11 protein-coding genes are annotated in these 12944 nt (G+C 48.8%); 8 read left to right on the forward strand and 3 right to left on the reverse strand.

What is annotated here, in order from left to right:
* Positions 1 to 108: 108 nt before the first annotated feature.
* From C8E01_RS21500 to C8E01_RS20635, 4 genes are all read left to right on the forward strand, one after another.
* Positions 109 to 321 carry a hypothetical protein gene (locus C8E01_RS21500; protein ID WP_133242805.1) on the forward strand — a complete coding sequence of 71 codons (213 nt, stop codon included), beginning with the start codon at positions 109 to 111 and terminating at the stop codon, positions 319 to 321.
* 194 nt (positions 322 to 515) lie between these two features.
* Positions 516 to 1544, forward strand: coding sequence for a DUF4221 family protein (locus tag C8E01_RS20625; protein WP_243409743.1), 1029 nt, complete (start codon positions 516 to 518; stop codon positions 1542 to 1544).
* A 140-nt stretch (positions 1545 to 1684) separates the two neighbouring features.
* Positions 1685 to 2794, forward strand: coding sequence for an efflux RND transporter periplasmic adaptor subunit (locus tag C8E01_RS20630; RefSeq protein ID WP_116545353.1), 1110 nt, complete (start codon positions 1685 to 1687; stop codon positions 2792 to 2794).
* A gap of 12 nt (positions 2795 to 2806) precedes the next feature.
* Positions 2807 to 5851 carry an efflux RND transporter permease subunit gene (locus C8E01_RS20635; protein WP_116545354.1) on the forward strand — a complete coding sequence of 1015 codons (3045 nt, stop codon included), beginning with the start codon at positions 2807 to 2809 and terminating at the stop codon, positions 5849 to 5851.
* 57 nt (positions 5852 to 5908) lie between these two features.
* Here the strand turns inward: C8E01_RS20635 and carB are convergent, their stop codons facing one another.
* From carB to C8E01_RS20650, 3 genes are all read right to left on the reverse strand, one after another.
* Complete coding sequence (gene carB, locus C8E01_RS20640; protein ID WP_116545355.1) at positions 5909 to 8722, reverse strand: carbamoyl-phosphate synthase large subunit; 2814 nt, start codon at positions 8720 to 8722, stop codon at positions 5909 to 5911.
* 133 nt (positions 8723 to 8855) lie between these two features.
* Positions 8856 to 9056: a helix-turn-helix transcriptional regulator gene (locus tag C8E01_RS20645; protein WP_116545356.1), complete on the reverse strand. Its 201-nt coding sequence runs from the start codon at positions 9054 to 9056 to the stop codon at positions 8856 to 8858.
* On the reverse strand, positions 9046 to 9519 hold the full coding sequence (locus C8E01_RS20650) for a hypothetical protein (protein ID WP_116545357.1): 474 nt from the start codon (positions 9517 to 9519) through the stop codon (positions 9046 to 9048). Before C8E01_RS20650 ends, C8E01_RS20645 begins: the two co-directional genes overlap by 11 nt.
* 317 nt (positions 9520 to 9836) lie before the next feature.
* Here C8E01_RS20650 and C8E01_RS20655 point away from each other — a divergent pair, with 317 nt between their 5' ends.
* From C8E01_RS20655 to C8E01_RS20670, 4 genes are all read left to right on the forward strand, one after another.
* The gene (locus C8E01_RS20655; RefSeq protein WP_116545358.1) at positions 9837 to 10058 is read left to right on the forward strand and encodes a hypothetical protein; all 222 of its coding nucleotides are present in this window, start codon (positions 9837 to 9839) and stop codon (positions 10056 to 10058) included.
* Positions 10059 to 10321: 263 nt separating this feature from the next.
* A complete protein-coding gene (locus C8E01_RS20660) occupies positions 10322 to 10720 on the forward strand; it encodes a hypothetical protein (RefSeq protein ID WP_116545359.1) in 399 nt (132 codons plus the stop codon).
* Between the two features lie 172 nt (positions 10721 to 10892).
* Positions 10893 to 12257: a lysophospholipid acyltransferase family protein gene (locus tag C8E01_RS20665; protein ID WP_116545360.1), complete on the forward strand. Its 1365-nt coding sequence runs from the start codon at positions 10893 to 10895 to the stop codon at positions 12255 to 12257.
* Between the two features lie 174 nt (positions 12258 to 12431).
* Positions 12432 to 12932, forward strand: a complete 501-nt coding sequence (locus C8E01_RS20670; protein WP_207774929.1) for a hypothetical protein — start codon at positions 12432 to 12434, stop codon at positions 12930 to 12932.
* Positions 12933 to 12944: the final 12 nt, after the last annotated feature.

Below are 12944 nucleotides of genomic sequence, written 5' to 3' on the forward strand. Positions count from 1 at the left end.
TGAGTACTCCACCAAATCGTCTGAGACAATGATAAAAGTGGCCATGATTCACATCATGCTTAACAAACTAACTAAATAAAATCAAAACAGCCTCTAAAAAATTAATTTATGAAAAAACTTAATGTTAGACTCGCTTTTGTTGCGGCCCTAGGAGCCTTTTTTTCATTTATCCCTAATGCGTCATTTGCAACTGACTCTTGTAGCCCTGGAAGCACTGCCACTGTATGTGAAAGTGGCTTTCAAGAAATGAGAGAAGCGATCAAAGAAGCCTGTGGAGATAGATCTGAAAATGTTTTAATTAGAGTAATAGAAGGCTGTTAATTAGATTTAATAAGGATAGAATGCTTAGTTTTCTAAGCCCCTATCTTTGAATTTCGATATTGAATAATATGGCAATCAAACATTTTACAGGGTTAGTTCTAATATGTATAGGACTGTTATCCTGCACGAAGAGCACAGACAAGGAGATTAAGCACAATTTTACAGAAAAGCACATCCCTATTAGCGGCAGCTACTTGAGCTATTACCCGCTTGATTGTGTCATTTATGTTGAAGACGGTAAGGAGATGTTTGCTGGCTTTAATCACTTAGACCACTCCATTGACTTCATCAGCCTTGATGGGAAAGGGCAAAACAGCAGCATAGCTCTCACAAAAGATGGCCCAGACAAAGTAACGAACGTGGGACCATTTACCATGGTATCAGATTCCATTATAATTAATGGCAATTACTTTATGTATGTAGTTGATAAGCAAGGGCGCCGCCTGCAACACTATAATGCACTGAGCCGCCATAGTCAGGTCAGCTTCTCTGGTCTTGATCTCGATAAGTATAGAATAAATTTACCTGATGGTATTGTTGTACAGGCAGGCAAAGGCAACGACTTGATAGTAGCACATCAAAAAAATTCACTGATAGTACCCATGTACAGAGGCGGGAAGAGAACTCAAGCTGACTTTTATGACTCGAATGCCTTTGCTTACGTTAACCTACTACATCGAAACATAGAACCTATACCTGTTAAATTTCCTGAAGAGTACAATAAAGAGTTTTATGGCGAATTGGACAGGCCTGGCTACACGCTTGTAGGCAACAAACTGGTTTACAATTTCCCTGTCTCTTCTACCATCTATACTTATGACATTGAGACAGGCGAGCAAAGCAGTTATAATGCTGACAGCCGTTTCGTTCCCAACCAAACTTCTCCTACCACGCTGGCCGATTACGAAGATACTAGAAAGCAGACAAAACACACTGCTCACAGCAGCCAGTTCTTCCGCATTACTTACGACCCTTATCGCAAGCACTATTACCGCATACAGAAGGGGCAGACAGAAGGCGAGAGCTTACAAAATGTTAGAAATAACAGATACTTCACTGTGATGGATGAAAATTTCAATGTTCTTGCAGAGATCCCGATTGAGGACAGCAATTACAGTTCGAACTACTTGATTGGACGTGAGGGTGTATACTTCCCTCTTATAGACAATGGTATGGGTCAAAACAATTTATCATTTGCCGTGCTTAAGTTTGAGGAAAAATAAATTTCTGAATAGTGAAAAATTTGACTTGTATTTTAAACTATATTTTTAGTTATTGTATTTGTATTTTTAAATTCTCTATTACATAGCTGAAGTACTGAAAAGCGCCATGTGAAAGTATCATTGCAGAAACCACCAGCTTTATGAAGATGTTGCTAACGAGAAGAAGCCTTATAGCCTGGAGCGGATTGTTATTTTGTGCAGCCTGTACGTCTGCGCCTGCGTCCGATCAAACTGCCGCATTACCTGACACTGCTTCTACTGCAGCGGAGGCCACAGCAGCACCAACTGAAGTACAGTTGCTGACTGCAACGCTAAAAACTTTTGAGTACCACTTGCAAGCTAATGGCAAAATTGAGCCATTACAACAGAGCGTGCTGCAATTCAGGCAGGGAGGATACCTACAGCAGCTGCATGTCAAGAATGGTCAATATGTAAGGCAAGGTCAGCTTATCGCTTCACTGGAGAAAGATGCGCTGCAACTGGCGCTGAAAAAAGCACAGTCTTCAACGGCCCTGAAGCAGGAGGCCTATAATGCCCTGCTAGTGGACTACGGCGGTAGCTTTGGCCAACCCGAATCGATAGACCAGAGCCAGAGCGAGCGACTTATTATACGCAGTGGTTTGCGCGAGGCACAGCTACAGCAACAAGAAGCAGCCCTAGCGCTGGCGCACACCGAGTTGAGGGCACCGTTCTCAGGCAGAATAGCAGACTTGAACATAAAGGCAAGCAACATAGTAAGTGCAACAGATCCCATTTGCATGCTCTACTCTGCCGATCAACTGCTGCTCACAGCTGAGGTGCTCGAAAGTGAAGCGTTACGGCTTCAGCTAAATCAAAAAGCCCATATTCATACACTCGCCAACGGCGGCAAACAATACATAGCCTCTGTACATGAAATTAACCCAAGTGTAAGTGCCGAGGGTATGGTGCAGGTGAAGCTTTTGGTACAACAACCTCAGGGCTTGCTTCCTGGCATGAACACAGTGGCATCCATTCGTGTGCCAGTACAAAAAGCCATTGTGATACCGAAAGATGCTGTCGTATTACGCAGTGGCAAAAAGGTAGTATTTGTTGCGCATGAAGGTATGGCTGTCTGGCGTTATGTTACCACTGGCCTCGAAAATGAGCAAGAAGTGGAGGTGCTGGAGGGCTTAAAAACAGGAGACCAAGTAATTATCGCAAACAACCTGCAACTGGAACATGACACACCTGTGCAGGTAAAGCAACAATTGGCTGCTACGCCCCTCTAATACTGCTAGCCTATGCTTCGCTTTCTTCTACAACGACCTGTAGCGGTACTTATGACTCTGCTGGCACTCCTGGTGTTCAGCGTGCTGGCGCTCTGGAAACTACCACTCTCACTCTTGCCAGAGGCCGAAGTGCCGCAGCTCGTTATAAAAACGAGTCTGCCTAATGCCGCCCCAGCAGAGATGGAACAGAATGTGCTGCGCCCCATTCGCAGCGCGATGCTTACACTCGCCAACTTAAAGGAGATCGAAAGCACTGCCGAAACTCAGACTGGCACCATAAAACTGTACTTCGCACACGGTGCTCCCATGCAACTGGCATATCTGGAAGCTAACGAGAAGCTGGACCGCCTGATGAGTGCCTTGCCCCGCCAAATGGAGCGGCCCCAGATCATAAAGCTGAATGTAGCTGACATACCTGTCGCCCGTATCCAGGTGGTTCCCAGGCATAAGCAGTCCCTGGCAGAGGTATCGGAATTGGCGGAGAAAGTGTTGCGTAAGCGCCTGGAGCAACTGGAAGGGGTATCGCTGGTAGACTTAAACGGCACGCGGCAACGGGCACTGGTGGTGGAACCTGATTACAAAGCGCTCCGTGCTTACGGTTTAACTATCGCCAACATCACGGCAGCAATTCAGGCTAATAATCAGGAGTTAGGCGCGCTGTCGGTTAAAGACGGGCATTACCGTTATTACCTCAAGCTCAATGCAAAATTAAAATCACCTGCAGATATAGCACAACTCACCGTACTTACACCAGCAGGGCATATTATTCCCATCTCTAGGCTAGCCCAGGTACAGGAAGGCGAAGTACAACCAACAGGTTACCATATTTTTAACAATCAGGAGGCAGTGGTGATTGCTGTGCACAAGCAGATGCAAGCCCAGATGACAGAGATGATGCCCGCCCTGTATGCTATTGCAGATGAATTTCGCCAGGATTACCCCCAACTCGACTTTGAGGTAACACAGGACCAATCGCTGCTGCTGCAGGAGAGTATAGGCAACCTGCAAGGGAGCTTACTGTGGGGAGGTTTGTTTGCGTTCATTGTGCTTTTCTGTTTTTCTGGCAATGTACGGGTTCCTTTGCTGGTAGGCCTGAGCCTGCCAATATCGCTCCTGCTCAGTTTTCTGGTATTTCAACTATTCGGCATTTCTGTTAATATCATCTCGCTAAGTGGTCTTGCCCTTGGTCTGGGTATGCTGATAGATAACGCTATCATTGTAACTAACCGCATCGGGCAGAAAAGAGCAGCTGGCGTTCCGCTCCTGGATAGCTGTGTAGAGGGCACACGCGAGATGATGGCTCCGCTCACTAGCTCAGTACTGACCACACTGGCTGTTTTTGTACCACTTGTGTTTCTGAATGGCCTTTCTGGTGCACTGTTTTATGATCAGGCTGTGGCGGTGGCCGCCATATTGGCAACTTCTCTGGCAGTGTCTTTTCTGCTGCTCCCTTTGCTGTATCGCCTGCTATTTAAAAACCTCACCACTATACCTGCCGAAGACAGTCGCCTATATCTGCACATACTAACACTGTACAGGCGCCTGCACCATCAGGCAATGCGTCGCCACAAGCTGCACTTGTTTCTGCTACTTTTACTGCTCCCGCTATCGCTTCTGCTCTACAGACTGATTCCGCTGCAGGGCCTGCCATACCTAGACAAACATGACGCAGTTATAAACCTCAATTGGAATGAACAACTGGAGGTGCAAGAAAACAAAAACCGTACTACAGCGCTGCTAGAATCGCTGGATGCTATTGCCTTGCAAAGTGAGGGCGAGATAGGCACCAAACAGTTTTTGCTGCAAGAGAGCAATAACACGACACAGGAAGCCCAACTCTATATCCTGTTTAAGGATGCGGCGCAGAAACAGCAGGGTCTTGCGCTTCTGCAGCAAAAAATTAAGGAACGCTACCCATTAGCTGTTGTTCAGGCTACCGATGCACCTAATGCGTTCGATCGACTTTTTAATGACGAGCGGCCACTATCAGAGTTAAGATGGAGAGGCACAAGCGGCAGCCAACCCATACCTGCTGAAAGCTTACAGGCCCTTACATATAAAGCCAGTCTGTTATCACAACAGAATAACCTGGGAGCGCAACCTGGCAAAGGCACCCTGCAGGAGACAGTTTACAACGTCAGTATAAGACAAGACAGGTTGGCAGCTTACAACATCAACTATAACGAAGTAATAGGTCAACTCCGCTCCCTTTTTGGCAATGTCACAGTAACCGATCTAAAAGATTTCAGCACGATTATACCTGTAAAGCTGCAGGAAAGCGAACAGGCACTGGCTAACAGACTTGCTACTGCTTTTGCTTCCAGCACAAGTGGCAAGGAATATTCGCTAGACCAATTAGTGGAATTGCGATATAGCACTAGCTACCAGAGCATAACAGCCGACAAGTATGGCATCTACCACAGTTTGCTTTTGCCAGATGCTGTGCCTGCTGCCCCTATAGTTAGCACTATAAAGGAAGACGCGCTTCAGCAGGGCCTGCAGGTAAATATAGCTGGTAAGTTTTTAGAAGATCAGGAAAACCTACAGCAGCTGCTTTATGTGCTTTTACTGTCGGTAGTACTGCTATACTTTATACTTAGTGCACAGTTTGAGTCGCTGCTGCAGCCTGTTATTGTGCTGCTTACGCTGCCATTAGGTATAGCTGGAAGTTTACTTCTTCTATACCTGGCAGGTCAGTCACTTAACATCATGTCAGCGATCGGCATGGTGGTAATGCTGGGAGTAATGGTAAACGATGCCATCCTAAAAATTGACAATATCAACCGCCTCCGCAAACAAATGCCACTAAAGTCAGCTGTAGCCAAGGCGGGAGAAGAATCTCTAAAGCCAATCCTGATGACTTCCATTACCACCATTTTGGCTCTGTTGCCTATACTCTTCGCCTCAGGACTCGGAGCAGACCTGCAGCGACCATTGGTGCTATCGGTTATTGGTGGCTTAACGGTAGGCACCGCTTCCGCTACATTCTTTGTTCCGCTCCTGTATACCGCTCTTTATAGCAAGAGGAGAAGCATACAACAACCTGTAGCCGCCTAAAAACAAAAAGCCCTCTCCTTTTCAGAAGAGGGCTTTTGCATATTGTAGCTGTAACTACTACACACTCAGGTATAGATTACGCTCAGAGTATACTTTCACAAAGTAGTCGTCCTGCAGGTCGTCGATGAAGTAGATGGCCTCACCCGTGGACTTCATTTCAGGGCCGAGCTCCTTGTTCACTTCCGGGAACTTGCTGTGGGAGAATACGGGTACTTTGATGGCGTAGCCATTCTTATACGGGTTGAAGTTGAAGTCCTTCACCTTCTTCTCGCCCAGCATGATCTTGGTGGCGTAGTTGATGTACGGCTCGCGGTAGGCCTTGGCAATGAAAGGTATAGTACGCGATGCACGTGGGTTGGCCTCGATCACGTATACCTCTTCATTTTTCACGGCGAACTGGATGTTGATGATACCCACCGTGTCCAATGCCAGGGCGATGCGCTTCGTATAGTCTTCGATCTTCCTGATCACGTTTTCGCTCAGGTCGAACGGAGGCAGCACTGCGTAAGAGTCACCAGAGTGGATACCAGCTGGCTCGATGTGCTCCATGATACCGCAGATATGCACGTCCTCACCGTCGCTGATCGCGTCGGCCTCTGCCTCAATGGCATGGTCGAGGAAGTGGTCGAGCAGCACCTTGTTGCCTGGGTGGTCTTTGAGCAGGTCGATCACGTGGGCCTCAAGTTCTTTCTCATTGATCACGATCTTCATGCTCTGGCCACCGAGTACGTAGCTTGGACGCACCAGCAGCGGGAACTTCAGCTCCTTGCAAAGCTCCAGCGCCTCTTCAGCCGACTCAATCACACCGAACGGCGGGTATGGGATGTCGAGGTCGCGCAGCAGCGAAGAGAACGAACCGCGGTCCTCGGCCAGATCGAGGGCTTTGTAGCTTGTACCGATCACCTTGATGCCGTAGCGGTCCAACTTCTCAGCCAGCTTTAGGGCAGTCTGTCCGCCCAACTGTACAATCACACCCTCTGGTTTCTCGTGCAGAATGATGTCGTAGATATGCTCCCAGAACACGGGCTCGAAGTACAGCTTGTCCGAAATGTCGAAGTCTGTCGAAACCGTTTCCGGGTTGCAGTTGATCATGATGGTTTCATAGCCGCACTCCTTGGCCGCCAGCACCCCGTGCACGCAGCTGTAGTCGAACTCGATGCCTTGTCCGATGCGGTTCGGACCAGAGCCCAGCACCACGATCTTCTTCTTGTCGCTCACCACGCTTTCGTTCTCACCATCGAAGGTGCTGTAGAAGTAAGGCGTCTTGGCTTCGAACTCGGCGGCGCAGGTATCCACCATTTTGTAAACGCGCTGTATACCCAGTTCCATGCGCACAGCATGCACTTCGCTCTCAAGGCAGCGCAGGATGTGTGCGATCTGACGGTCAGCGTAGCCCTTCATTTTGGCTTCACGCAACAACTCGCCCGGCAGGGTTGCTAAGGTATATTTCTCCATCTCCTTCTCCAGCATATCGATCTCCTCGATCTGGGAAAGGAACCATGGGTCGATTTTCGTCAGGTTCTGGATGGTGCTGGTAGGTATACCGATGCGCATGGCATCTTTGATGCAGAACAGGCGGTTCCAGCTTGGGTTCTTCAGGTTGTAGATGAGTTCATCATAATTGGTCATCTCCTTGCCGTCGGCACCCAGACCGTTACGCTTGATCTCCAGGCTCTGACAGGCTTTCTGCAGCGCCTCCTGGAAGGTACGTCCAATGCCCATTACCTCGCCTACAGACTTCATCTGCAAACCCAGTGTGCGGTTGGCGCCCTTAAACTTATCGAAGTTCCAGCGCGGTATCTTCACGATCACGTAGTCCAGCGCGGGCTCAAAATAGGCCGAAGTGGTCTTTGTGATGGCGTTTTTCAGTTCGTCGAGGTTGTAGCCGATGGCCAGCTTGGCGGCGATCTTCGCGATTGGGTAGCCGGTTGCTTTGGAGGCCAACGCTGAAGAGCGGGAAACACGCGGGTTGATCTCGATACCGATGATCGTGTCGTCATCCGGGCTCACAGAGAACTGCACGTTGCAGCCGCCTGCAAACTGCCCGATGCCGTTCATCATTTTAATGGCCAGATCACGCATTTGCTGGTATACTGTGTCGGGCAGGGTCATGGCCGGGGCCACTGTAATGGAGTCGCCGGTGTGCACGCCCATTGGGTCGAAGTTCTCGATCGAGCAGATGATGATCACGTTGCCGAGGTTGTCGCGGAGCAGTTCGAGCTCGTACTCTTTCCAGCCCATGATGCTTTGCTCTACCAGTACTTCATGCACCGGCGAGGCATGCAGGCCGCGTGTCAGGGCTGCGTCGAATTCCTCAGGGGTATTAACAAAACCGCCCCCCGTACCACCAAGGGTAAACGAAGGGCGAATAACGAGTGGAAAACCAATTTCCTGCGCTATCTCTTTTCCTTCCAGGAACGAGGTAGCTGTTTCTCCCTTGCAAACATTTACCCCGAGCTCGAGCATCTTCAGACGGAACTTCTCGCGGTCTTCGGTAGTCTCGATGGCTTTGATGTCCACCCCGATGATTTTGACGCCATATTTCTCCCAAACACCAGCCTTATCGCACTCAATGGCCAGGTTCAGGGCTGTTTGTCCGCCCATGGTTGGCAGCACAGCGTCAATTTTATGTTTCTCCAGGATTTCAATGATGTACTTTTTCTCAAGCGGCTTGAGGTACACATTATCCGCTGTTACACTATCGGTCATGATAGTGGCGGGGTTTGAATTGATAAGCGTCACTTCGATGCCTTCTTCACGAAGGGAGCGGGAGGCTTGGGAGCCCGCATAATCAAACTCGCAGGCCTGGCCGATAACGATAGGGCCAGAACCAATAATCAGAACGGATTTAATACTGGTGTCTCTAGGCATGTGCTTTGGTAGGTATAAATTGCCCAAAGTTACCGGAAAATGTTGGGGCTCACAAACGAAATATGCACCCCAGGTCTATCTTTTTTTAACAAGGGGCATACGCTATACGTGCGCCAAAGCCACAAACTGCCGGCTAATCGCCCTCTTCCAGTATAAAAAGCTCGTTTACAGTCAAGCCAAACAGGTTCGACATTTTGAGAGCGAGCAAGGTGGAGGGCAGGTATTTATTTTTCTCGATGGCATTGATGGTCTGGCGGCTCACGCACAGGGCCTCGGCCAATTGCTCCTGGGTCATGTCTTTTTTGGCCCGCTCTACTTTGATGTTATTCTTCATCAGCCTCGAGCGCTTTGCGGATTTGATGGAGCCTGATCCTAAAATAAATGTAGGTATAAAAGAGCAGCAGCGATAGTGCACCGAGCATCCCCCCGACATCGGGCATACCCATGGCTTTGCCTTCCAGCAGCCTGATCACGTTCGTGAACAAAGGCAGCATCAGTATCCCGACGATCAGGTAGTACACCCCTGTCATAAAAGCCTGGTAACGCAGGTGCTGCACCATCTCGTCTTCTTCCTTTTCTTCCGAGAAATTGAGCAAAGCCAGGCCTATCACAATGGGGTAGTAGACCATCGGGTAGGACCATTCTGTAAAAAAGTTCTGCCTATCTGCTATCAACCCCACACTAAGCAGCGCCATACTCAAAAGCGCCATAACGGGGATACCGATGATCAACACCCAAAGGCCATAGCGCTTATACCTGTAGGGCAGCAATTTTACTTGTGGCAGAACTTCCTTCATAAACGGCTTTTTGAATTATGTACGATTTGATTTACTAAAAGTATAATATATTTTACATAAAGCCAACAATTCTTTACAGATGGACCTGTTAAGGTTTTGCAACTCAACCTAACGATAAGCTTATGGCTGTTAAAAATCCTGAGTAGAGGCACTTCTTCTTTTACTCAACACGGACACGGTGTACCTGTGCCTTCGGAAGAGTGAACCGTTTTATTGATATAATAAAGTAAATCAAATAGAAGGAGGCTGTAATAGTAGCTATACCTAAACCTTGCGCCCGCGCTACGTACACAAGGTATAACCTAAACTGAAAAACCATGGAAACACCACGCGAAGACGATATTATTACCAACTCAGATGAAAGCGAGCGTCTGCCAGACGAGAATCCAGAGCCACTTGAAGGCGTTAAGAAGGAGGAGCGCGACATTATAGACGCTGAGCCGGAAGGTATAGAGGAAGGAGGCAATGCCGCAGCCAAAAACGAAGAGGACACCCGCAAACTTGACGGCAGCAACGCCAATAATCTGAGAACGAAATAAATTATTTTTTATCGCAAAAGCCGCAGATAGCAGCATTGGGTGCTGCTATCTGCGGCTTTTGCGTGTTGCAAGGGCTATTTATTAGCTTCAGAAATCCAAGTAAATATATCTAGCTATATAATAGCAGCATAAACACGAAAGCGGCAGCAAAACATAGCACTATTACAATATTCTAATAGGCTTTTTTATTTTAAAAAAGATTGATTCTACTATAATTATTTATTATTATTAAACTGAGATTCACCGGGTTAACTCCACAGCTTATGGTTTATTTCCAGACAGATTATCTGCTCGTAGAATACCATGTAGCCAGCCATGTGCTGCTTAGTCAGTGGTATGGCAAATGCAGTAGCCTGCAGTACAGGCAGGCGCTCATCAAGCTGATCAGGCTGGCCCGTGAACTGGGCGTGCCTTACGCTATTACGGACAGTCGCCTGCTCGCCCCATTAGCCCCCGATGACCTGGTCTGGACCCGCGATATATACGCACAGGCTTTCAGTCAGCTCCCGCTCAAGCGCGCTGCCTCCCTCCACCCCTTCGACCCGGCTGCCAACCGCCAGTTCCAGCAAGTGTTTGTCAACAGCTCCGACCCGCTCCCCTTCGAAACCAAAGAGTTTGACGACCTCACCTCCGCTTACGACTGGCTTGTTTCCGAAGAATAAGCAGCAGTTGCTGGTTTTGCCTGCTGCCCTGCAAACAGGTAGCCATACCTTGCCTCAAACTTTATTCTGTCTGCTTTCTCCATTATCCGGCTGTAAAAGTTATTGCTTATATTGTCAGGCTAAACACAGGCACACACCCCAACGAGCTTGTGCGTACACCTGAAAAGCACACATGCTATACCTTGTTTTAAAGCTTATCTTACGCGCGGGCCTGTGGGTGTTCTTCCGCCGGTTTGTGGTGCGCAACCGGCACCTGATGCCGGCACGTGGTCCGCTGTTGGTGGTGGCCAACCACCCCAACACGTTCATGGATCCGATCGTGATTGCCTCGCTGCTGCCGCAACAGGTATACTTCATCGCGAAGAGCACGGTGTTCAGCTCACCGCTGCATAACTGGCTCCTTCACCGCATGAACCTCATTCCGATTCACCGCCAGCAAGATGCACCGGGTGTACCAATAGACAATGAAGCCACATTCAAGGCCAGCTACCAGGCACTGACGGAGCGCAAAACACTGCTTATTTTTCCGGAGGGAACCAGCTTCAACGAAAGGCGACTGCGTAAGATCAAGACAGGTACGGCCCGGATGGCGCTGGGCGCTGTAGCGCACTTGCCTGAGGTAGCTGACTTGCAGATACTCCCCGTGGGCCTCAACTACTCCGACCCCACCCGCTTTCGAAGCGATGTATTTGTAAATGTGGGGAAGCCAATAGCAGTCGCCCCTTACCTGGCACAGTACCAGCAGGATGAAAAGGGAACCGTTAACGAACTGACAGACCAGATTCGCCTGCAACTTGAGAAGTTAATAGTAGTGACTCCCTCTGATGACGAGGACGTGCTAGTAAGGCACATAGAACAGGTATACAAAGAAAAACTGGCGTCAAAAACGCCCATAGAAGCCCCCCGCCACGTGCGCGACTTTCTGCTGACAAGGGCAATTATGAAAGGGCTGGCGCACTTTCTGGAAACACAGCCGAGACGGGTGGAGCGGTTTCGGGATAAAATGCGGTCGTATACCCGACAGCTGCAGGAACTGGACTTGCAGCACCTGCCCACAGGGGAGGAGAACAACGTACTGCTTCGTCACACGCTCGTTCGTACCCTGCTGCTGACACTTACCATGCCGCTATACCTGTATGGACTTCTTAACAATTACCTGGCCTATGTCATACCTTCCAAAGTAGCCGATGCGCTGACAGAAGAGCAGGAGTTCAGAGCACCGATCATGCTATCCGTGGGCATTTTCTCATTTCCTATACTATACGCACTGCAGGCAGGTATCTTGTGGCACTTCTGGCCCAGCACCCTATACCTGCTACTATACCTGATCAGCCTGCCGGTGTCGGGCTTTTTTTCGTTGCGCTACTGGAACACGTTGCTGCGTGTGCGGGAGCATTGGTTGCTGCTACGCCTTTTTCTAAGCAACAGCCCGGTTGCAGAAAGCCTGAAGCGGCAGCGTCAGGAGTTGATAGAGGAGCTGGAAAGTGCTAGAAAAGAGTACCTTCACCAGCAAACCGGCAGCCAAAGCCCCGGTTAAAAGCGTGTCTGTTTTTCTTCACCTATACCTGTTTATCTGTTTCGGAGACCCCGCGCATAGTATCCAAACAGGATTTATCCAGTCTATTTCCTTAAAAAAGCTATCTAAATAGCACTAGTTCCGTAAATAGGATACTGAAATCTAATTTTTACAGTATTACAAACAACAAGGACTATGAAAAAGACATTTGTAAACATGCTCGCTCTATCTTTTGTAGCGGCAACGGTAATGACCGGATGTGCAGACACCACTACTACCGGTACTGATTCTACAGATACCGATATGAACGGCACTACAACCGGTACGACTACTGGCACAACAACCACAGGCACTACAACCGGTACGACTACCGGAACTACAACAGGTACTACGACTGGTACTACCACCGGAACCACAACGGGTACCACAACCGGCACAACAACAGGAACTACTACGGGCACAACCACTGGTACAACAACAGGAACTACCACAGGAACCACGACTGGAACTACCACAGGTACTACCACTGGCACTACAACCGGTACAACTACTGGGACCACAACCGGCACAACCACTGGAACGACTACCGGGACAACTACCGGAACGACTACAGGCACCACAACTGGAACCACAACTGGCACAACGACTGGTACAACTACAGGAGGAACAACCACAATGGGTACAGCTCCTAGATAGGAGTTTTACTTA

The sequence above is a fragment of the Pontibacter virosus genome, from assembly GCF_003096355.1.
Taxonomy (GTDB): Bacteria; Bacteroidota; Bacteroidia; order Cytophagales; family Hymenobacteraceae; genus Pontibacter; species Pontibacter virosus.